The sequence below is a fragment of the Paraburkholderia sp. SEWSISQ10-3 4 genome (assembly GCF_030464785.1).
GTDB classification, from domain to species: domain Bacteria; phylum Pseudomonadota; class Gammaproteobacteria; order Burkholderiales; family Burkholderiaceae; genus Paraburkholderia; species Paraburkholderia aspalathi.
On sequence record NZ_JALPRI010000002.1, the window covers coordinates 236042 to 258262 of the forward strand.

At 61.6% G+C, this 22221-nt stretch carries 15 protein-coding genes and 2 tRNA genes; 13 read left to right on the forward strand and 4 right to left on the reverse strand.

Going from position 1 to position 22221, the window contains the following annotated elements; all coding sequences use genetic code 11:
- Nucleotides 1-33: 33 nt before the first annotated feature.
- The 5 genes from M0D68_RS07020 (at nt 34) to M0D68_RS07040 (ending at nt 5680) form a co-directional block, all read left to right on the forward strand.
- Nucleotides 34-1101 (forward strand): DNA-3-methyladenine glycosylase, encoded by a 1068-nt coding sequence (locus M0D68_RS07020; RefSeq protein ID WP_093633502.1) that lies wholly within the window; start codon nt 34-36, stop codon nt 1099-1101.
- Nucleotides 1102-1227: 126 nt separating this feature from the next.
- A complete protein-coding gene (locus tag M0D68_RS07025) occupies nt 1228-2199 on the forward strand; it encodes an acetyl-CoA carboxylase carboxyltransferase subunit alpha (protein ID WP_028199560.1) in 972 nt (323 codons plus the stop codon).
- A 48-nt stretch (nt 2200-2247) separates the two neighbouring features.
- Nucleotides 2248-3732 carry a tRNA lysidine(34) synthetase TilS gene (tilS, locus tag M0D68_RS07030; RefSeq protein WP_266224071.1) on the forward strand — a complete coding sequence of 495 codons (1485 nt, stop codon included), beginning with the start codon at nt 2248-2250 and terminating at the stop codon, nt 3730-3732.
- 375 nt (nt 3733-4107) lie between these two features.
- A complete protein-coding gene (locus M0D68_RS07035; RefSeq protein WP_054041838.1) occupies nt 4108-5358 on the forward strand; it encodes an aspartate kinase in 1251 nt (416 codons plus the stop codon).
- Between the two features lie 228 nt (nt 5359-5586).
- A tRNA-Ser gene (locus M0D68_RS07040) sits at nt 5587-5680 on the forward strand.
- Nucleotides 5681-5804: 124 nt separating this feature from the next.
- On the opposite strand, the gene M0D68_RS07045 is transcribed toward M0D68_RS07040, so the two are convergent.
- The 3 genes from M0D68_RS07045 to M0D68_RS07055 are packed head-to-tail and all read right to left on the reverse strand — an operon-like array spanning nt 5805 to nt 10782.
- Nucleotides 5805-6992 (reverse strand): porin, encoded by a 1188-nt coding sequence (locus M0D68_RS07045; RefSeq protein WP_266224072.1) that lies wholly within the window; start codon nt 6990-6992, stop codon nt 5805-5807.
- A 60-nt stretch (nt 6993-7052) separates the two neighbouring features.
- Nucleotides 7053-9476 carry a glycoside hydrolase family 31 protein gene (locus M0D68_RS07050; protein ID WP_266224073.1) on the reverse strand — a complete coding sequence of 808 codons (2424 nt, stop codon included), beginning with the start codon at nt 9474-9476 and terminating at the stop codon, nt 7053-7055.
- Nucleotides 9477-9495: 19 nt separating this feature from the next.
- Nucleotides 9496-10782, reverse strand: coding sequence for an MFS transporter (locus M0D68_RS07055; protein WP_093633644.1), 1287 nt, complete (start codon nt 10780-10782; stop codon nt 9496-9498).
- Between the two features lie 867 nt (nt 10783-11649).
- Between M0D68_RS07055 and M0D68_RS07060 the strand changes: the two genes are divergently transcribed.
- From M0D68_RS07060 to M0D68_RS07085, 6 genes are all read left to right on the forward strand, one after another.
- Nucleotides 11650-11997 carry a hypothetical protein gene (locus M0D68_RS07060; RefSeq protein ID WP_093633381.1) on the forward strand — a complete coding sequence of 116 codons (348 nt, stop codon included), beginning with the start codon at nt 11650-11652 and terminating at the stop codon, nt 11995-11997.
- A gap of 287 nt (nt 11998-12284) precedes the next feature.
- Nucleotides 12285-14249, forward strand: a complete 1965-nt coding sequence (locus M0D68_RS07065) for an extracellular solute-binding protein (protein WP_266224074.1) — start codon at nt 12285-12287, stop codon at nt 14247-14249.
- A 42-nt stretch (nt 14250-14291) separates the two neighbouring features.
- Nucleotides 14292-15329, forward strand: a complete 1038-nt coding sequence (locus tag M0D68_RS07070) for a microcin C ABC transporter permease YejB (protein ID WP_266224075.1) — start codon at nt 14292-14294, stop codon at nt 15327-15329.
- Nucleotides 15329-16435: an ABC transporter permease gene (locus M0D68_RS07075; protein ID WP_093633378.1), complete on the forward strand. Its 1107-nt coding sequence runs from the start codon at nt 15329-15331 to the stop codon at nt 16433-16435. The genes M0D68_RS07070 and M0D68_RS07075 overlap by 1 nt, the downstream gene beginning before the upstream one ends.
- A 5-nt stretch (nt 16436-16440) precedes the next feature.
- The gene (locus tag M0D68_RS07080; protein ID WP_266224184.1) at nt 16441-18066 is read left to right on the forward strand and encodes an ABC transporter ATP-binding protein; all 1626 of its coding nucleotides are present in this window, start codon (nt 16441-16443) and stop codon (nt 18064-18066) included.
- A gap of 137 nt (nt 18067-18203) precedes the next feature.
- A complete protein-coding gene (locus M0D68_RS07085) occupies nt 18204-18869 on the forward strand; it encodes a C40 family peptidase (RefSeq protein WP_054041036.1) in 666 nt (221 codons plus the stop codon).
- Between the two features lie 142 nt (nt 18870-19011).
- Here the strand turns inward: M0D68_RS07085 and M0D68_RS07090 are convergent, their stop codons facing one another.
- Nucleotides 19012-19962: a patatin-like phospholipase family protein gene (locus M0D68_RS07090; protein ID WP_266224185.1), complete on the reverse strand. Its 951-nt coding sequence runs from the start codon at nt 19960-19962 to the stop codon at nt 19012-19014.
- A gap of 415 nt (nt 19963-20377) precedes the next feature.
- Between M0D68_RS07090 and gltX the strand changes: the two genes are divergently transcribed.
- Nucleotides 20378-21787, forward strand: a complete 1410-nt coding sequence (gltX, locus tag M0D68_RS07095; RefSeq protein WP_266224076.1) for a glutamate--tRNA ligase — start codon at nt 20378-20380, stop codon at nt 21785-21787.
- A gap of 121 nt (nt 21788-21908) precedes the next feature.
- Nucleotides 21909-21984, forward strand: a tRNA-Ala gene (locus M0D68_RS07100).
- Nucleotides 21985-22221: the final 237 nt, after the last annotated feature.

A 22221-nucleotide genomic window follows, 5' to 3' on the forward strand; every position in this document is an offset into this window, starting at 1 on the left:
TCCCTCTGATCGACTCGCCAGGCAGGAGGCAGGATGGCAACGGCCACGAAGACGCCGGCTAAACGAGCCACGTCTCAAACAAACGCTGCAACCGCGGTAAAGTCGACACGAACGTCGGCTCGTGCGGGCGGCAGCGCGGTAAAGAATGCATCATCGAAAGCCGCCGGGGCGGCGCCGAAGGCTGGCGTGCGTGCAGCGGCAACGACCGGAGCGGCGAAGAAGGCCACCGTCAAGCGCGCGCTGAACGGTTCGTCGGCGCACGCGCCTGTTTCGACACGCGCCAAAACGCCGCGTGCAAAAAGCAATGGCGCGTTGCCTGCCGAACTCGCCGGCGACGTGCAGGAACTCGCGCGCGTTACGCAAGACGGACACGAAGGCGAAGTCGTGCGCAAGACGCGTGCGTCATCGAGTGCGGGCGGCGAAGCAGCCGATGTTGCTGAACTCGCGGTGCCGGTGCAGATCGGCGGGCTCACGCCTGAAGTCACCCGTCCGGCGTATTGGGACAAGGCGTGCGCGGACCTCGTCAAGCGCGACCGTATCCTGAAGAAACTGATTCCGAAGTTTGGCCCGGTGCATCTGCTAAGCCGTGGCGATCCATTCGTCACGCTCGCGCGTTCGGTGGTCGGGCAACAGATTTCGGTGGCGTCCGCGCAGGCCGTCTGGGCGAAAGTCGAGGCAGCGTGCCCGAAGCTTGTGCCGCAGCAGTTCATCAAGCTTGGTCAGGACAAGCTGACCGCGTGCGGCTTGTCCAAACGCAAGGCCGAATACGTACTCGATCTCGCGCAGCACTTCGTGTCGGGCGCCTTGCACGTCGGCAAGTGGACCTCGATGGACGACGAAGCGGTGATCGCCGAACTCACGCAGATCCGCGGCATTGGCCGCTGGACCGCGGAAATGTTCCTGATCTTCAATTTGTCTCGCCCTGACGTCCTGCCGCTCGACGATCTCGGCCTGATCCGCGCGATCAGCGTCAATTACTTTAGCGGCGAACCGGTTACGCGCAGTGAAGCGCGTGAGGTCGCGGCAAACTGGGAGCCGTGGCGCACTGTCGCCACCTGGTATATGTGGCGTAGTCTCGATCCGTTGCCGGTCGACTACTGAAGAATAAGAAGCGATGCCGTTTCAAAAAAACTATCGATTGTTAAAAATTGATAGTTGCGAGATGGTTTTGACATCGGCGAGCGCGGTTAGAATACGCGCTGCCGGTAAGTCCAAGGATTACAACCAATGAAGACCACCTTTCTGGATTTCGAACAGCCGATCGCTGAACTCGAAGCGAAGATCGAAGAATTGCGCTTCGTGCAGGACGATTCGGCCGTCGATATTTCGGAAGAGATCGAGCGGCTGTCCAAGAAGAGTCAACAGCTCACCAAAGATCTGTACGCGAACCTCACCCCGTGGCAGGTTTCGCAAATTGCCCGTCATCCCCAACGCCCGTACACGTTCGATTACGTGAACGAGCTGTTCACCGATTTCCACGAGCTGCACGGCGACCGCAACTACGCGGACGACCTGTCGATCGTCGGCGGCCTCGCGCGGTTCAACGGCCAGGCTTGCATGGTGATCGGCCATCAGAAGGGGCGTGACACGAAGGAGCGTGCGCTGCGCAACTTCGGCATGCCGCGCCCGGAAGGCTATCGCAAGGCCGAACGCCTGATGCGTCTCGCCGAGAAGTTTGGCTTGCCGATCTTCACGTTCATCGATACGCCGGGCGCCTACCCGGGCATCGGCGCGGAAGAGCGCGGCCAGTCGGAAGCGATCGGCCGCAATCTGTACGTGATGGCTGAACTCAAGACGCCGCTGATCGCCACGATCATCGGTGAAGGCGGTTCGGGCGGCGCGCTCGCGATCGCCGTTGGCGACAGCGTGCTGATGCTGCAGTTCTCGACCTATTCGGTGATTTCGCCGGAAGGGTGCGCGTCGATCCTGTGGAAGAGCGCCGCGAAAGCGCCGGAAGCCGCGGAAGCGCTCGGCCTGACCGCGCATCGTCTCAAGGCGCTTGGCCTGATCGACAAGATCGTCAACGAGCCGCTCGGCGGCGCGCATCGCGATCCGAAGGGCATGGCCGCCATGCTGCGCCGTGCACTCGCCGACTCGCTGCGCCAGTTCCAGGGCATGAGCATCAACGACCTGCGTCAACGCCGTTTCGAACGGTTGATGGCGTACGGCAAGTTCAAGGAAACGACGCCGGGTGCGTAAGCCCGCGCGCGTTTTCTTTCGTCCTTCAGCGCGTAACGCGTTAGCGACGTGACTCCCACCGAAGATTCGCACGCCGACCGCCTCGTTCTCGAGGCGGTCGGCGTTGCGCTGTCCGCCTTGCCTGCGAATGCGCGCATTGCGGTGGCGTTCAGCGGCGGCGTCGATTCGAGTGTGTTGCTCGATGCTGTGGTGCGTGTCGCGGGGGCGTCGCGTTGTGTTGCGCTGCATGTGCATCACGGCCTCAGTGCGCATGCCGACGAGTGGCTCGCGCATTGCGACGCTTTTGCGCGGGAACGCGGCGTTGAATTCGCGGCACAGCGTGTCGACGTGCCGCGTGACGCGGGCGTGAGTGTCGAGGCCGCGGCGCGCGATGCGCGTTACCGCGCACTGGACGCCATGTGCGCAACACGCGGCGTTCGCACGCTATGGCTCGCGCAACATGCGGACGATCAGGCGGAGACGGTGCTGTTGCAACTGCTGCGCGGCGCGGGTCTCGCGGGACTTGCGGCGATGGCGCCGGAGTACTTGCCGGCAGGCGCTTCCGCGGTGCGCGTGAGGCCCTTGCTGCATCTGTTGCGTGCGCAACTCGAGCAGTATGCGAGTGCCCGGAGTCTACGCTGGATCGACGACGAATCGAACGCGGATACACGTTACGCGCGCAACGCGTTGCGTCACGAGGTGACACCGGCGCTGGCCGTTCACTTCCCTGGTTTTCGCGACGCACTCGCGCGCACGGCGGCGCATGCGGCATCGGCACAGCGTCTGCTCGACGATCTCGCGCGCATCGATCTGAACGAAGCCGTGCGCGATGACGGCCGTGCGCTATCCCATGACGCGCTGCTCGCCCTCGACGACGATCGCGCGCTCAACCTGCTGCGCTACTGGATGCGCACGTTGGGTCTCGTTGCGGCATCGACTGCACGTCTCACCGATGCTTTGCGGCAGTTGCGCGAAGTTGGGCAAGCAGGCGAGGGCCATAGTCTGCGCATCGATCATGCGGGGCAGGCGTTGCGTAGTTATCGCGGGTTGATCTACTGGGAAGCGGGTGATAGCAGCGAACCCGCCGACGAAACCGCGCTCGCTGAGCGCGCAGTGAGCGAACTCGCGTGGCAGGGCGAAACGATCTGGCGGTTGCCGCAATGGCGGGGCACTTTTGTGTTTGTCGCCGTTGCTTCTAATGTCGATTCAGCTGCCGATGGCGATACCTCCCGCAGCGTCAATGCAGCGCCAGCCGATCACGATACGCTTCCCGTCAGCGTGCTACGCCGGGCATTGCTAAGCGCGCGTTCGCGCAGCGGCGGCGAACGAATGCGCATGAGTGCCGCACCGGGCAGCCCGAGCCGCACGCTGAAAAACCTGTTCCAGGAGCGCGGCATTCCGGCATGGAAGCGCGACGTGCCGCTCCTTTACGTCGGCGGCGATTTGCTGTTCGTGCCCTTGCTCGGCCTGAACCGCGCGGCGTTGCCCGAACCGGCCGATGCCGCCGGCCAACGCGTCCGGATCATCTGGCGCGACGATCTGCTGATCGCCTGACCGGCCGGTCGGGCACACGGTTTACCCATCCGGTGAATCCTTGAAAAAGGGCGCAAAACCGCACCGGATAAGCCTTTTCAGCCGCGAATAAGGGCCATTCGACGGCCATTTCGGCTTGTCTTTTTGCGCTCGATCGGGTAATTTAGCTTGTTTGCCCGACCCGATTTCGCCGTCGCTTTTGCGGTTTCCGTGCGTGATCCGTCGTTTCCGGTAAGTCACTAGCGATCATTCCCGGGCAAATCCGCGCGTGTTACACGCGCGCTGCATCTACGCCGCCACACACTTTGCCGTCGTTCACAAGACGTTGCGCTCCTGTGCTTTTGTGCGGTCGTCTCCAGCGCGCCAGCGCGTTTTCTCCTCCAGTTCAGAACGACAATGGCACTCATCGTACATAAATACGGCGGCACCTCGATGGGCTCGGTCGAGCGCATCAAGAACGTCGCCAAGCGCGTCGCGAAATGGCACAAGGCCGGCCACAAGATGGTCGTCGTGCCGTCGGCAATGTCCGGCGAAACCAACCGCCTGCTCGGTCTCGCGAAAGAAATCACGAGCCAGCCGAGCCCGCGCGAACTCGACATGATTGCCGCCACCGGCGAGCAGGTCAGCTCGGGGCTGCTGGCCATCGCGCTGCAGGAAGCCGGCGTCGACGCGGTCAGCTATGCCGGCTGGCAAGTGCCGGTCAAAACGGATAGCGCATTCACGAAAGCGCGCATCAGCGAAATCGACGGCGAGCGCGTGCTGCGCGATCTCGAAGCGGGCAAAGTAGTGGTGATCACCGGCTTCCAGGGTATCGACCCTGACGGCCACATCACCACGCTCGGCCGCGGTGGTTCGGATACGTCGGCTGTTGCAGTCGCTGCCGCATTGAAGGCCGACGAGTGCCTGATTTACACGGACGTCGATGGCGTCTACACGACCGACCCGCGCGTGGTGGATGGTGCACGCCGCCTCGATCGCGTGACGTTCGAAGAAATGCTGGAAATGGCAAGCCTGGGTTCCAAGGTGCTGCAGATCCGCTCGGTGGAATTCGCCGGCAAATATCAGGTGAAGACGCGCGTGCTGTCGAGCCTGACCGATCCGCTGATCCCGCTCGACACTGAAATGAAGTCGGGCACCCTGATTACTTTTGAAGAAGACGAGACCATGGAAAAAGCAGTCATCTCAGGCATCGCGTTTCAGCGCGACGAAGCTCGTATCGCCGTGATGGGTGTACCCGACAAGCCGGGCATCGCATATCAGATTCTCGGCCCGGTGGCGGACGCGAATATCGACGTCGACATGATCATCCAGAACCAGAGCGTCGAAGGCAAAACGGCCTTCACGTTCACGGTCGGCCGCGGCGATTATCAGCGCGCCATGGACATCCTCACCGGCCAGGTGAAGGGCCATGTTCAGGCCGAGCAGGTGCTGGGCGATCCGAAGGTGTCGAAGGTCTCGGTGGTCGGCGTCGGCATGCGTTCGCATGTGGGTATCGCGAGCACGATGTTCCGCACGCTGTCGGAAGAGGGCATCAACATCCAGATGATATCGACCTCCGAAATCAAGATTTCGGTGCTGATCGACGAGAAGTACATGGAACTCGCCGTGCGCGCGCTGCATAAGGCTTTCGAACTGGATCAGGCGTAATTTGCTGCATGGGGTGGGGCGCCGAGTTGGACGAACAGCGCGCCTCGTCTTCGCCTCGTCTTTTTTGCATGGCCGTATGCGCGGCCCATGTGACGCAGGTAATGTCATTAGTTGCGTCGTCGATGACAAAACTGGCACAAAAAATGTGTGGTAGACATTGACCTTCGCGGTTCGGCCCGCTATTATCTTGGCTTCGTTGCGCTGACTCCCTGCGCAACCGAAAGTTTGGGAGACGTGGCCGAGAGGTCGAAGGCACTCCCCTGCTAAGGGAGCATCTGGGCCAAAACCTGGATCGAGGGTTCGAATCCCTCCGTCTCCGCCAGCAATGGCGGCAAACCCCGCAGAGTCTAGGCTCTGCGGGGTTTTGTTTTTCCAGACTCGCAATTGGCCTTTTCCGCTCCGAAATTCCTGCCATTCTGGAGCGGGCATTCAATCTCCCATCTGCATCAAAATGCGTGCCGCAACCCCACCATGCCGACGAATTGCGACGGACCCGACGACGGCGTCGTATTCTGCGAGTCGCCGACCATCGCCACTGCGTCAGTGATACTCGTGCCCGTGCTGCCCGACGCGACCAGGGTCTTGCCGCGCGCATGCTGATACGCCTCCAGTGCGTATAACGTCGTACGGGCAGAGAGGTTGTACGTCTGCTCAAGCGAGACCTGCTGATAGCGCGCGGCATCGCTGATGCCATTCGCTTTGCTCGCCTGCGTGTAGCTGTAGCCGGCGCCGACCGTCACGGCCGGCGTGATCCGGTACGTGGAAATCACGCCGTAGGTATTGAATACGCCTTCGCCGGTGAAGAACGAACTGTTGCCCGGCGCGTATTGCACGTTCGAATAGTTCACACCGACCATCAGGTCCTGGTGGGTGTAGCGCGCCGCCGCGGCGAACAGCTGCGCGCTGCGTGCCGTCGCGTAGCCGCTGTTCACCGGCGAGTTGACCGCGTAGCTGCCGAGTGCCTGGCTCGTCGCGATGTCTTTCAGTTTCAGGTAGCCCACCGCGATCGCAAACGGCTGGTAGTCGTAGCGAACAGCAGCGCTGAACTGGCTGCCGTTGGCGACGCTCCCCGGCACACCGCCCAGGCCGTACTGCGCGCTGAATTGCAGACCGGCGAGGTTCGGCGAAAGATAGGTAACCGAATTGTTGAGGCGCAGTGTGGTGTCGAGCGCGTCGAGGTCGCCCGGATGCGCGCCGGTTGCGCCCGTCAATACGCCCGTCGGCCCGAGTGCGCCGACCATCTGGAAGTAGGGCGTGTACTGGCGGCCGAGTGTCACCGTTCCGTACCTGTCGTTGTTGAGCCCGACATACGCTTGCCGGTTGAAAATGAAGCCCGCGCTGCTTTGCGCGCCGGTCAGTGAGTTAAAGCCGCTTTCCAGCCTGAAAATCACCTTCGTGCCGCCGCCGATGTCTTCTGCACCGAGCAGGCCGAACTTGCTCGCCTGCAGGTTGCCCTGGCTCATGTAGAAGTTGGAGTGTCCCTTCTGGTTGCTGACATAGGTGAACGCGTTGTCGACGACGCCGTACAGCGTCACGCTGCTTTGCGCCGACGCGCCGCTTGACAGCACGACGCCCGCAAACGGCAGGCACGAGAGGACGAGTGCGCGTGTACGCGCGCGCTTCAATGAGTTCATGAGCGGGTCTCCGGATTGGATAGGGAATCGTTGGTCTTCAGGTAGGTGATGCATGCTGTGTCAGTGGGCGATGGCGATCGTCAGGCATCGCCAGCCGTCGGCGGTGTGGTCGGCCACCAGCGCGCCGTCGATGCAGACGACCGTGCGCGTGTCGTCCTTGGGCACGAGCAGTCGAACTTCCTGCTGCGGCTGCTGGACCCAGCCTTCCCGTACGATCGAAGTGCGTAACGTGCTCGCATCGCTTGTAATCGTGACGTCCCAGCGGCCTTGCGCGCCTGTGCGCCAGGCTTCGCTTTCGCCGTCGTCTTCGACGCAGTTGCCGTGAGCGATGCCTGCGCCGGCATGCGGCACGGCGATGAACGCACGTTCGTCGGCGGGACGGCCGAAGTGTTGTTCAGCGATGTTCAGCGGAATTACGCTGCCTTCACGCAGCAAGGTCACTGGCTGCTCGAACGGGGCCGGCAGGGTCACCGTCTGACCGCCTTCGAACACCTCGCCGCTCCAGTACGACGCCCAACGTGCACCGGTCGGCAGATAGACGTCGCGCGTCGACTGGCCCGCATCGACCACCGGTGCAACCAGCATCGACGAGCCCAGCATCATGTCGTCGCCATCCGCGAGGCAACGCGGATCGTGCGGAAACTCCGCGAACATGGGACGCAGTACCGGCTCGTACGCGCTGTGCGATTGCCATAGCAACTCGTACAGGTAGGGAATCAGCCGGTAGCGCAGTTTGATTAGATCCGCCACCTGCTGCGTGACTTCGGGGTGCATCCAGGGCTCGTTGACTGTGCCGTCGTCGTTCCAGGAATGAATGCTGAAACGCGGCAGGAAGATGCCGAAGGCCACCCAGCGGACGAACAACTCCGGACCGGGCGCAGGACCCGAGAATCCACCGATATCGTGGCCGCTGTTCGACACGCCGGACATGGCGAGCCCGAGGCCCATCTTCAGATTGAAACGTAGCGTTTCCCACGAGGTGTAGTTGTCGCCGGACCAGGTTTGCACATAGCGTTGCATCCCGACGCCGCCTGAGCGGGACACGAGGAATGGCCGGCGATCCGGCGCGTATTCGCGCTGTGCATCGTGCGACGCGCGCATCATCAACTGCGTTTGCAGCACCTTCGTCTCGCGCGCGGGATACGGCTGGCCGAAGCCCTGGGCAATCGCGTCGGGCGACCAGATTTCGAATTCGTTGTTGTCGTTCCAGGTGGCGGCGATACCTTGTTTCAACAGGCTGTCTTTTACGCGCGCCTTCCACCAGTCGATGGTGGCGGGATTCGTGAAGTCCAGATACGCGCCGACTTCGTCCCAGAACTGCACCCACGCCGGATTGCCGTCACTCGACGCGATCAGCAAACCGGCGCGCGCCACTTCGTCGAATGCTGGGTGGTCCTGCAACAGGCACGGCTTGATGTTCGCGCATAGACGCACGCCGTGCTCGAGATAGCCGCGCACGAAGCCGTCGATGTCCGGAAACTTCTCGTGGTTCCAGTTGAACACGTAGCGCTTCGGCCCGATCGAGGTATAGCCCGAGGACAGATGGAACGAATCGCAGAGCACGTCGTGCTCGCTGCATCGTTCGATGAATTCGCCCATGCGCTGCTGCGCGTCGGGTGCGTCGGTATAGCTCATCGTCGAGCCGGAGTAGCCGAGTCCCCATTTCGGCATCCAGGCCGGACGCCCGGTCAGCCACGTAAAGCGGCGCACCGCGTGCAAGGGCGTGCCCGCCGATGCGATGAAGTAGTAGTCGAGATCGCCATGTTCGGCAACAAAATGCCGGTAGTGCCCGTGATAGTTGTCGAGCTCGCGGCCCATATCGAAGCGGCAGTCGGCAAGCGTGTCGTAGAACAGGCCGAATCCTGTGGCGCTTTCCGGCTGCCACGTCACGTAAAAGGGGATGTGCTTGTAGAGCGGATCGGTCGTGCGCGCGCTATAACCCATCGCGTCGATGTTGCGCATTTCGTAGGACTGGTCCGCGCGATTCAGCGATCCGGCGCGCTCGCCGAGACCCACATACATTTCGTCCTTGCGACGCTCGATGTAGTGGTACACGCGCTCGTCCCGCCAGCCGAAGTTGTACGCCTGCGTCTTCCGATCGTTCATCACGCGATGCCAGGTCGAATCGTGCAGGACGTCCCATGCGCAGAATCCGCCATCCAGCGCGACCGTCAAACGGATGCAGGCCGTTTCGATCACGACGTGCCCGGCGTCGCTTGAAAGTGTGAACGGTGGCGGGGGGAAGCCGCTCATGTCACGGCGATCGCGGCCTTCGAGCGGAACGTCGTCAGTGCCCGGCGCTATGGACCAGGTCCGCGGACCGTGCGTTTCGCCGTCCGGCAGCACGAGTACGCGGATGATGTCGTCGGCGAGAACGAACAGTTCGATCCGGCAGTTTTCCTGTGTCGCAAGAACGACGTGGTTGCCGGTATGGGACGACAGTGAAAAAAGCGGCGGGTGCTTCAGATTCGTCAGTGAACGCATGATGGGTCTTCGAGTGAGGTCACGCAGCAGGGCTGGCGTTGTTGTCGACTTGATGCGGACGTGCGTCGCGTTTGACGCCGCGCATCAGAATGATCAGCAGCGTGGCGCCGATCAGATCGAACGCGCCGAGGGCGCCGAAGAGCGGCGTGTAGCCGATCGTATCGGCCAGCGCGCCGACCAGCAGCGAAAAGCCCAGGCCGCCGATCCACGCGGACATCCCGGCAAATCCGGCGACGGTGCCGACTTCGCTGGGGTCGAAGACGTCGGCTGCCAAGGTGTTGACGAGCGCTGAGATCATCTGATGCGCGAAGCCGCCCACGCAGAAGAGCGCGATCGCCTGATACGGCGAGGCGACGAGGCCGATACAGGCCGGTCCGAGCATCATGAAAGCGCCGAGCACGACACCTGCGATGCGCGAGCCGATCAGCGGGATGCGCAAATGCTTCATCAGGAACGGCGACAGGTAGCCGCCGAAGAGGCCGCCGAGGTCGGCGGCAAGGAACGGCAGCCACGCAAACAGCGCGATCTGCTTCAGATCCATGTGGCGTTGCGTCGCGAGGTAAAGCGGAATCCAGAAGCTGAACGTTTGCCACGCCGGTTCCGCGAAGAAGCGCGCTTGTGCGATCGCCCAGAAGCGGCGCGTACGGAGGACTTCGCGGATGCTGCGCCGTTGCGGTGCGCCCGGGGTTTGTCCGCTGACGATCGTCTCGCGCTCGGCCGCGCTAATGCGCGCGTGATCGGCCGGCGAGCGATACAGCACATACCAGGCGGCGGCCCACACGAAACCGAGCGCACCGGTCACCGCAAACGCGCTTTGCCAGCCATATCTCAACGACAGGAAGACGACGAGCGGCGGGGCGAGCAGCGAGCCGAGCGACGTGCCCGCATTGAAGTAGCCCACCGCCACGGATTTCTCGCGATTGGGAAACCATTCGGCGACTACCTTCATGCCTGCCGGGATGGCGACGGCCTCAGTCAACCCCATGAGGCCGCGCAAGGCCGCAAGCGATAGCCAGCCGGTCGCGAAGCCGTGCAACACGCCCGTCAACGACCAGAGGCAGGCGAACAGCGCAAAGCCGAGGCGCAATCCGATCAGATCGATGATCAGACCGCAAACCGGCTGCATGATCGTATAGCCGACCTGGAACGCACCGACTACGTACGAGTACTGCTTGGTGCTCATGTGCAACAGCTGCGTCAACTGCGGCGCCATCACACCGAGAGCGTTGCGCGACAGATAGTTGACGATCGTCCCGGCACACACGAGCGCGATGATCCACCAGCGCAAACCAATGATTGTTTTCAAAATCTGTCTCCGTACCCAATGTGTCCGCTGACTGGCCGCTGGGCGGCAGGCATGCGCGAATTCGAACATTTATCTTCGTTTAGTGTCAGTCATCGTATCACTAGCAGAGCTATCGGATACTAGGGAAAACCATTGGTTAAGTGGTTGAGTTTGTTGAAATATCTATTGAATTAGGCTTTTTTGTGCCGTGCACTGAAGGTGATGAGGTCGGACGACCGGCGACATGTGGATTTTGTCTAAATGTTCTTTCGAACATTCAATGTTCGTTTTGGCGGCCGATGCGAATGGGTGCGGTTGGGTTGCGGCTATCGGGGCGGAGAGATGGAAAGGTGGAAAGGTGGAGAGGTCGCTTGGACGAGAGGCGACGCTTCGCAGCGCCACGCTATCTTGCGATCCGATATGAATTGCCTGGGGGGGCGCGAGCGAGGGGGAAGGCAGGGGAGATTGAGGCGGATGGAGTGGACGGTTTTTGCAGCTAGGCCGGGCCCACTACTTGCCGCAAGAATGCTTCGACATCCTACCGATTTGAGTGCGCCGCCATTTCCGCGACCACAAGGCGGATCGTGAAGCCTGCGGCAACCGGATGACCAGGCACGCGCGGATGCGGCGACCAGGATTACCCGGCAGCGGCGAAGGCGGTAAACGACGAGTAACTTGCCAACAGATGGGCGACTAACCGAACAACGGCAACGCGGCTCGATTACACCGCCACCACTTTTTCACCAAATCTTTGTCCAGTGTAACGAGACGTAACGAAGCGGCCACCCATGCGATGTTGTGCATCAGTTATTACAAAGTTGAAATACGCGGACGGCTGCCTTGCGCTATATTTCGGCCAACAACACACATTCTTCAAAAGGGTGATCGATGAAGTCCGCACGTCTTGTTCCACTTCTGATCGGGGTTCTCGGGTTGGCTGCGTCGGGTGCTGCAATGGCCGGCGGGCTCAACATTGGTGTCAACATCGGCATTCCTGCGCCGGTCTACGTGGCGCCGGCTCCGGTCTACGCACCGCCGCCGCCCCCGCCGCCGCCCGTCGTCTATCAACCGGCTCCTGTGTACTACGGCGGCCCGGCGATCGTGATCGGCTGGCACGGCGACCGCTATTGGGACGGCCGCCGCTACTGGGCGCGCGACGACTGGTATCGCCGTCATCCCCCGGGCCGCTACGATTACGGCCGTGACCACTACGACAATCATCGTGGCTGGCACTAAGTCATCAAAAAGCCACAGTTGACGCAGTTGCCGCGTTGAAAAAACCGCCCCCAAAAGGGCGGTTTTTTATTGTGTTCGCGAAACCAGCGGGCTGAGTCGAAAGCGTCGAGTCAACACAGTAAGCCGGTCAGCAGGAGTCGTTTGCCAGCGAGGACGCTCATGGATTCTCCCAATGAGGTCTGTGCTCCACGCACTCAAACGTCTTGTAGATGAGATGTGCGGATTGCGCAGGTTTATTGGGTAGAATTCCCTCACACCGCAATTGCCTACTGACCAACAAGGCCCCTATGACAACTGGCTCGCGATGGGTTCAAACGCCTCGTGCACTTTGGTGCAGCGTGATTCACAGGCTATCGCGTGTCGGTCTACCGGTTGTGCCGCGCTCCTCGCGCTCGGCGTGCGCTGTCGCGCTGTGCGGCGTGTCGCTCCTCGCCGGTTTGCTCGCGGCGCCCGAGGCCCAGGCAGTCTATGCGATCGCGCAATACGGCGAGCCGAAATACCCCGCGGATTTCAAGCACTTCGATTACGTCAACCCGGATGCGCCGAAGGGTGGCACGCTGGTGCTGGCCAATCCGAGCCGGCTTACCAGCTTCGATAAATTCAATCCGTTCACGCTGCGCGGTAACTCCGCACCGGGCGTCGACCTGATGTTCGAGAGCCTGACCATCGGCAGCAGCGACGAAGTGGCGTCCGCCTATGGCCTGCTCGCGGACGACATCAAGATCGCGCCCGACGGCCTGTCGGCCACTTTTCACATCAACCCGCGCGCGCGCTTTTCGAACGGTGATCCCGTCACCGCGGACGACGTCAAGTTTTCTCTCGACACGCTGAAAAGCCCGCAGGCCGCGCCGCAATTCGCGTCGATTTTTGGCGAGATCACGCGAGCAGTCGTTGTTGATCCGCGTACGATCCGCTTCGAGTTTCATCAACGCAATCGCGAGTTGCCACTGTTGGCGGGCAGCATGCCGGTGTTCTCGCGCAAGTGGGGGATGAAGCCGGACGGCAGCCGGATCGCGTTCGACCAGTTGGCGTTCGAGAAGCCGATCGCCAGCGGCCCTTATCTGATCGATCAGTATGAGAACGGTCGCACGATTGCCTACCGACGTGATCCGAACTATTGGGGCGCGACGTTGCCGGTGCGGGTCGGCATGAACAACTTCGATCGGATCGTCTACAAGCTGTATTCGGATAGCACAGCGCGGCTCGAGGCCTTCAAGGCGGGCGAGTACGACGCACTGGTCGAATATATCGCGCGCAATTGGGTGCGGCGCGACGTCGGCAAGAAGTTCGATAGCGGCGAGTTGATCAAACGCGAATTCCCGCAACACAACGGCATTGGCATGCAAGGCTTCGTGCTCAATACACGGCGGCCATTGTTCCAGGACGTACGCGTGCGCAAGGCGCTCGATCTCGCGCTCGACTTTCAGTGGCTGAACCGGCAACTGTTCTTCAATCAGTACACGCGCATCGACAGCTTCTTCGCCAATACGGAATTGCAGGCGAAGGGCACGCCTTCGCCGGGCGAACTGGCGCTGCTCGACCCGTGGCGCGCCAAGCTTGATCCGGCCGTATTCGGTTTGCCGCCAAAGCAGCCTGACACCGATCCGCCAGGCTCGTTGCGCGCTAATCTGCTGCAAGCGCGCGCGTTGTTGCAGCAGGCAGGGTGGACCTATCGCGACGGCGCCTTGCGTAACGCCAAAGGCGAGCCATTCCAGTTCGAGATTCTCGACGATTCCGGCTCGTCCGCGCAGTTTGAGCCGATCGTCGCGACCCTCATCCGCAATCTGCAGAAACTTGGCATCACCGCGACGTTTCGAGCGTCCGACTTCGCGGTCTATCAGAAGCGACTCGACGCATTCGACTTCGATGCGACCACGATCCGTATGGCGGATGTGCAAGTGCCCGGTTCGGAGCAGATCGACCGGTTCGGTAGCAAGGCTGCGGACACGCCCGGCTCGGACAATGTGATCGGGGTGAAGTCGCCGGCCGTCGATGCGATCCTGAGCGCGCTCGTGCATGCGCAGACACGCGAGCAGCTGATCGACGCGACGCACGCGCTCGACCGCGTGCTGATGCATGGCTACTATGTGATTCCGCAGTGGTACAGCGCTTCGCACCGGGTGGCGTTCAAGCGCGGTCTCGCGTGGCCGAAAACGCTGCCTCTGTACTATGGCGCGGAAGGCTGGATCACGTCGATGTGGTGGTATGCACAGCCGCAACCGCCCCAAGAGCCGCAAGCACGGTCGCACTGAACGCGTCCATTCATTCACCGCCTTCGCACCGGAAACGACGCCATGTGGAGCTACATCCTCAAACGCCTGCTGTTGATGATCCCGACCTTGCTCGGCGTGTTGACGCTGACCTTCGTCGTGATCCAGTTTGTCCCGGGCGGCCCGGTCGAGCAGATGCAGCACGAGCTGCGCAAAGGCGCGGAGAATGGCGCGCCGTTCGGCCTGCGCACGCATACCGGTGTCGACGCGCAGCAGATCGCGCAACTGAAAGTGCTGTATGGCTTCGACAAACCGCCGCTCGAACGCTACGGCCTGATGCTCAAACGCTTCTCGACGTTCGACCTTGGTCAGAGCTATTTCCGCCACCAGAGCGTGTGGTCGCTGATCGTTTCGAAGTTGCCGGTGTCGATCAGCATCGGCTTATGGACGTTCTTTCTGACGTATCTGATATCGGTGCCATTGGGCATCGCCAAAGCGGTGCGCAACGGTTCGCGCTTCGATATCGCAACGAGCCTCGTCGTGCTGGTCGGCTATGCGATTCCGGGTTTTGTGTTGGGTGTGCTGCTGCTGGTGTTGTTCGGCGGCGGCAGCTTCCTGCAGTTGTTCCCGCTGCGCAATCTCACTTCGGACAACTGGGCGCAACTGAGTTTGGGCGGCAAGGTCGTCGACTACCTGTGGCACATCACGTTGCCGATCACGGCCTCGGTGGTGGGTAGTTTCGCGGTCGTCACGATGCTGACGAAAAACGCCTTCCTCGACGAGATCCGCAAGCAATACGTGCTGACCGCGCGCGCCAAAGGTTTGTCGGAAAAGCGCGTGCTGTGGAAGCATGTGTTTCGTAACGCGTTGCTCCCGTTGATCGTCGGCTTCCCGGCGGCGTTCATCGGTGCATTCTTCACCGGCAGCCTGCTGATCGAGACACTGTTTTCGCTCGACGGACTCGGCCTGCTGTCGTACGAATCGGTGGTGCGGCGCGACTATCCGGTCGTGCTCGGCACGCTGTATCTGTTCACGCTGATCGGGCTTGCGACCAAGCTGATTTCCGATCTCTGCTACGTGTGGGTCGATCCCCGCATCCAATTCGAACAACTGGAGCGTTGATGAATCGAGCCCGTCTTTCAGCCGATGCGGCGGCGCGCACTGAACCGGCTCGCGCGTTCGTGTCACCCACGCCCGCGCGTCGCGTCTGGCAGCGTTTTCGCCAGCAGCGTCTTGGCTACTGGAGTCTGATCATCTTCGTCGTGGCGTTTGCAGCGAGCCTCGCCGGGCCGCTGTGGTCGAACGACAAGCCGCTCGTAGTGCGCTACGAAGGTCAGTTGTATTTTCCGATGTTCAAGACCTACGCGGAGACCACCTTCGGCGGCGACTTCCCGACGCCCGCCGACTATCTCGATCCGTATATCAAGCATCGTTTCGACACGCCTGGTAACTTCGCCGTGTATCCGCCGAACCGGTACTACTACGACACGCTGAATTACTTCTCGAAGGCGCCAAATCCGGCGCCGCCGTCGCGCGATAACTGGTTCGGCACCGACGACCGTGGCCGTGATCTCTTCGCGCGTCTTCTGTACGGGTTTCGCGTGTCGGTGGAATTCGCACTGGTGCTGACCTTGATCGGCACCGTGCTCGGGATTGCCGCGGGCGCCGTGCAGGGTTACTTCGGAGGACGTATCGATATCATCGGGCAACGCCTGATCGAAATCTGGAGCGCCATGCCGGAGCTTTACCTGTTGATCATTTTCTCGTCGATCTTCGAGCCGGGGTTCATTCTGCTGATCGTGCTGCTCTCGCTGTTCGGCTGGATCGGTTTGTCCGATTACGTCCGCGCGGAGTTTCTGCGCAATCGCCATCAGGACTATGTGCGTGCGGCTCGAGCGATGGGGCTCTCGAACTGGCAGATCATGTGGCGGCACGTCTTGCCCAACAGTCTGACGCCGGTGATCACGTTTCTGCCGTTCCGCATGAGCGGCGCAATTCTCGCGCTCACGAGCCTCGACTTTCTCGGCCTCGGCGTGCCGTCTCCGACCCCGAGCCTCGGCGAACTGCTCGCGCAAGGCAAAGCAAATCTCGACGCGTGGTGGATCTCGCTGTCCACGTTCGGCGTGCTAGTTGCGATGCTATTGCTGCTGACGTTCATGGGCGACGCGCTGCGCAACGCGCTGGACACACGCATTTCCGATGCCATGCGCGCAGGAGGCAACCAGTGAGCGCCATGGTAGAGAACGACGCAAAACAGGCTGTGACGCCGCCGCTGCTGGAACTCGATCATCTGCATGTGACCTTCGGCGACACCGTCGCGGTGAGCGACGTGACGCTCGCGATTCAACGCGGCGAGCGGGTCGCGCTGGTCGGCGAATCGGGCTCGGGCAAGAGCGTGACCGCGCTGTCGATCCTGCGTCTGTTGAGCGACGCGCAGGTGAGCGGGTCAATCCGTTTCGATGGCCAGGATCTGCTTGCGAAAAGCGAGCGTGAGATGCGCGGCATGCGCGGCTCGGACATCGCGATGATCTTCCAGGAGCCGATGACGGCCCTCAATCCGCTCTATACGGTCGGTGACCAGATTGCGGAGACGATCGTGGTGCACGACGGCGTCACGGCGAACGAGGCGCGTAAGCGCGCGGTGGCGTTGCTGGGGCGCACGGGCATCGCCGAGCCTGGCAAGCGTGTGAACAGCTATCCGCATCAGCTCTCGGGCGGTCAGCGGCAGCGCGCGATGATCGCGATGGCGCTCGCGTGCCGTCCACGCCTGTTGCTGGCCGACGAGCCGACAACGGCGCTCGACGTAACGATCCGCGCGCAGATCGTCGAACTGCTGCTGGAACTGCAACGCGACGAAGCCGAGAAGCGCGGCATGGCCGTGCTGCTGATCACGCATGACCTGAATCTGGTGCGCCATTTCGCGCAACGCATAGCGGTGATGGAGCAGGGCGTACTCGTGGAAAGCGGATCGGTCGAGCAGGTGTTCGAGTCGCCGCAGCATCCGTACACGCAACGTCTGCTGGCGAGCCGCCCGCAACGCACGGTGGTGCCGGTGCTGCCGATTTCGCCGGTACTGCTCGAAGCGCGCGATGTCTCGGTCGATTTCAAAACGAAACTTCCGGGCTTTAGCGGCTGGTTTCGCTCGGGGCACTTTCGCGCAGTCGCCGATGCGAACGTGTCGGTGCGCCAGGGCGAGACACTGGGGATCGTCGGCGAATCGGGTTCGGGCAAATCAACGTTGGCAATGGCGCTGCTCGGTCTGCAACGCACGGTGCATGGCGAGATCGAGTTTCAGGGCAGGGCGCTCGGCAGCTATCGCGGCGCCGAACAGACCGCCTTACGCTCGAATATGCAAGTTGTCTTTCAGGACCCGTTCAGTTCGCTGTCGCCGCGGCAAACCATCGAGCGGATCGTCGGCGAAGGGCTCGCGCTGCATCGGCCACAAATGGGCCAGGAGGCGCGGCGCGACAAGGTGGTCTCGGTGCTGCGGGAAGTCGGTTTGGACCGCACGGTGCTGTACCGCTATCCGCATGAGTTCTCCGGCGGCCAGCGTCAGCGGATTGCGATCGCGCGGGCTCTGGTGCTGGAACCGCGCATCCTGATCCTCGACGAACCGACCAGCGCGCTCGACGTGTCGATCCAGCAGCAGGTGCTGAAACTGCTTGCCGGGTTGCAACAGAAGTACAACCTCGGCTTCGTTTTTATCAGTCACGATCTGGCCGTGATCGGGGCGATGGCGCATCGCGTCGCGGTCATGCAAAACGGATCGATCGTCGAAAGCGGCGACGTTGAGCAGATTTTTTCGACACCGGCGCACCCTTACACCCGAAAGCTGCTGAAAGCGGCGCTGGACCACTGATTTTGCACTCTTTCACCAATTGGGTGCGTGTCTCGATTGTATTTTTCTATTTGTTTTGACACGTGAATACTTACTGGCTAGTATCGACCAAACTTTTTTCCGTAGCCCACTGATTTTTAGGCAAAAAATACCGACCAATGCAGCACAGAAACCTAACCCAGGCTTGCACGCGCGTCGTCGCCGGGATGTTCATTGGCGTCTTGATGGCAGCAGCTCCCGGCGCGTTCGCCGACGAAGTAAGCAGTTTTAATCAGAATGCCTCATATTCGACCCCCAGCGGGTCGAATTCTTTGTCCCCCCTCAATTCGCAATCGGCCGCTCCTGACAGCGACGGCGGCGCCAAATCGTTCCTGTCCGGCATGGCCGGCAAAGCAGGCGACGTGGTGGTCGGCGCGCTGAACATGATCGGTGTTCGCTACCGTTGGGGTGGTAATACGCCCGATTCGGGACTCGATTGCAGCGGCTTCGTTCGCTACGTGTTCCAGGACACGCTCGGTATGGCGCTGCCGCGCCGAGCCGAGGAAATGAGCCGCGTCGGCGAAAAAGTTCGCGTCAGCGACCTGAAGCCGGGCGATCTGGTGTTCTTCAATACGATGCGCCGCACGTTCTCGCACGTTGGCATCTACATCGGCGACAACAAGTTCGTGCATTCGCCTTCCACGGGCAGCACGATCCGCGTCGACGATATGGATAGCGGGTATTGGGAAAAGCGCTTTACTGGTGCACGCCGGATCGAGACCTCCTATCAGGAAGGCGAAGATCTGCGCAAGCGCGTGAATGCGTCGATCGGCGGTAATCAGTAACTGATTCAGTTCGCGCCAGCGGTTCTGGTGCGACAAAAAAGCCTGCTTCGTTTGAAGCAGGCTTTTTGCGTTTTGGGCGCTTACCGATGTGGCACGGAATCTTCCGCGCGCCGGCCGGTAGAACCGGCGCGATCCTTCCGGGTTACACCGCGGCGCGGCTTGCGGCCATCTTGCGTTGCAACTCGGGCATCATCTGCGCCACGGCTTCCTCGCCGGCCAGGATCGCTGCGTTACGCTGCGAGAAATCACTGCCGCTCATCGCTGCCAGATTCGGCCGGATCACAATGTCGGCGTACTTGTCGAGTTCATAGGCCTTGATCGTCTGGCCCATGATCGTGAAAGTCTGCATCAGCACGTCGAACGAGCTGGCTGTGAGGCCGCTTTCCGGGCGCTGCGAAATGTCCACGGCAATCACAAAATCCGCGCCCATCTTGCGCGCGAATGAGGCGGGCACCGGGCTCACCAGGCCGCCATCCACATACTCGTGACCACCGATCTTCACCGGCTCGAAAATCGACGGCACGCTGCATGATGCGCGCACCGCAATGCCGGTGTTGCCGCGCTGGAACAGGATCGGCTGGCCGGTCTTCAGATCGGTGGCGACCACGCCGAGCGGCTTGGCCATCTTCTCGATCGGACGATTGTTGAGCGTCGTATTCAGGTAGTTCTGCAGCGCGACGCCTTGCAGAAAACCGCGCGTGCGAAACGGCATCGCCCAGTCGCTGATCGACGCTTCGTCCATGGTCAGCGCAAGCTTGTTCAGCGCAAAGCCGTTCATCCCCGAGGCGTATAGCGCGCCCACCACCGAACCCGCGCTGGTGCCGGCCACGAGGTCGACCTGGATATTGCGCGCCTCGAGTGCCTTGATCACGCCGATGTGCGCGAAGCCGCGCGCGGCGCCGCCGCCTAGTGCAAGGCCGATACGGATCGGCCGCTGCGGTTTGTCGAGCGGTGGCGGGTTGACGGTGGGCGTGGTGGCGACCGGCGTGCTATCGGTCTTGCTGCCGCCAGTCGTGGTGCAGGCGGCGAGCACCGCGGAGGCGGCCGCCAATGAGAAGTTGCGACGGGCAAGGCGAGGGGATGACGGTTTCAACGGGTTCTCCAGCAACGGCAGGGGCGGCGCGATCGGCGCAACCGGTGCCGCGATCAGGCGGATAGTCAAACGGACGGAATGGCCGGTGGCGATTCCATGCACCGTGGTTCTATCCCCACCCGCAGCGCGCGCACATCATAAATCAAAGCTCCGGGCACGCGTCGCTCCGGTAATGAAACGTTGCAGAGGAAACGCTCAGTCCTCCCGAGGCGCGCTTCCCGCGCGTCTTGTGTGCTGCCACTGGCCATTCGGACGAGGGCAGGCACCGCGTGTTCGGAAGGTATAATTCGGCTCTTGAATTTATTTCCTTCGTGTCCGTGCAAGGCAGCTTTCTGCTGCATGGACGCGGTCCGCTGCCGCGCTTCACTGGCCATGTTCGCCACGGCGCCGGCGCCTGTCTTCCGAGTAACCGCTAATGACCACCTCCGTCCGTACCCGTTTCGCACCGAGTCCCACCGGCTTCATCCACCTCGGCAACATTCGCTCCGCGCTTTATCCGTGGGCGTTCGCGCGCAAGATGAAAGGGACCTTCGTGCTGCGGATCGAGGACACCGACGTCGAGCGTTCCAGTACCGAAGCGGTCGACGCCATTCTCGAAGGGATGGAATGGCTCGGCCTCGATATCGACGAAGGCCCGTTCTACCAGATGCAGCGCATGGACCGTTATCGTGAAGTGCTCAAGCAGATGCAAGGCGAGGGGCTCGTGTACCCGTGCTACATGTCGACGGAAGAGCTGGACGCACTGCGCGAACGCCAACGCGAGGCCGGCGAAAAGCCGCGCTATGACGGCACGTGGCGTCCGGAACCCGGCAAGGTCCTGCCGGAGCCGCCGGCCGGCGTGCAGCCCGTGCTGCGCTTTCGCAATCCGCTCTCTGGTGTAGTCGCATGGGACGACGCTGTGAAAGGCCGTATCGAGATCTCGAATGAAGAACTCGACGACCTCGTGATCGCGCGCCCGGACGGCACGCCGACCTACAACTTCTGCGTGGTGGTGGACGATCTGGACATGCGCATCACGCACGTGATTCGCGGTGACGACCACGTGAACAACACGCCACGTCAGATCAACATTCTGCGTGCGCTCGGCGCCGAGCCGCCGGTCTACGCGCACTTGCCGACCGTGCTGAACGAGCAGGGCGAGAAGATGAGCAAGCGTCACGGCGCAATGAGCGTGATGGGTTATCGCGACGCCGGCTTTCTGCCGGAAGCGGTGGTCAACTACCTGGCGCGTCTGGGCTGGTCGCACGGCGACGCGGAAATCTTCACGCGTGAACAATTCGTCGAATGGTTCGATCTGGAGCATCTGGGCAAGTCGCCGGCTCAGTACGACCACGACAAGCTGAACTGGCTCAACGCGCACTACATCAAGGAAGCGGACAACGCGCGCCTTGCCGAGCTCGCCAAGCCTTTCTTCGCCGGGTTGGATATCGACGAAGCCGCCGTTGCGCAAGGCGCCGATCTGACGTCGGTGGTGGGCTTGCTGAAGGACCGTGCATCGACGGTGAAGGAAATCGCCGAAAACGCGGCGATGTTCTATCGCACGCCGGCGCCTGACGCCGAGGCGCTCGCGCAGCACGTCACGGATGTGGTGCGTCCGGCGCTTGCCGATCTGGCCGCTTCGCTCAAAACGGTCGAGTGGACCAAGGAAGCGATCGCTGCGGCGTTGAAGGCCACGCTCGGCGCGCACAAGCTGAAGATGCCGCAACTGGCCATGCCGGTGCGTCTGCTGGTGGCGGGTACCACGCATACGCCTTCGATCGATAGCGTGTTGATGCTGTTCGGCCGCGATGTTGTCGTGAGCCGTATCGAAAAAGCGTTGGCTTAAGCGCGTTCGCGTTTGCATAAAGAGGGTTTGCATGCGACTTGCGAAAAAAGTCGCATGCAATTGCGCAAAGGGTATTTACAAAGCGCAAATTGGCCTCTAAAATCTCGTTTCTGTTCTGCAAGGGGGTATAGCTCAGCTGGGAGAGCGCTTGCATGGCATGCAAGAGGTCAGCGGTTCGATCCCGCTTACCTCCACCATCAAATCAAATTTGATGTGCCGCAGACAGCCACTGAAGTCCGAAAAGCCCTGATAAGTCAGGGCTTTGTCTTTTTCCGGGGTGGTAGCATTCCGCCCTGTTCCGACATGTTCCACAATTTGCACGTGCTCAAACTCGTCCCCTGAACTGGGTCGCGTTGATTTCCTGTTTTGGGGTACGTCGTGGGACAACTGACTGAACGACAAATCCGCCGCTCTGCCCGGCACCGCGACCGGGA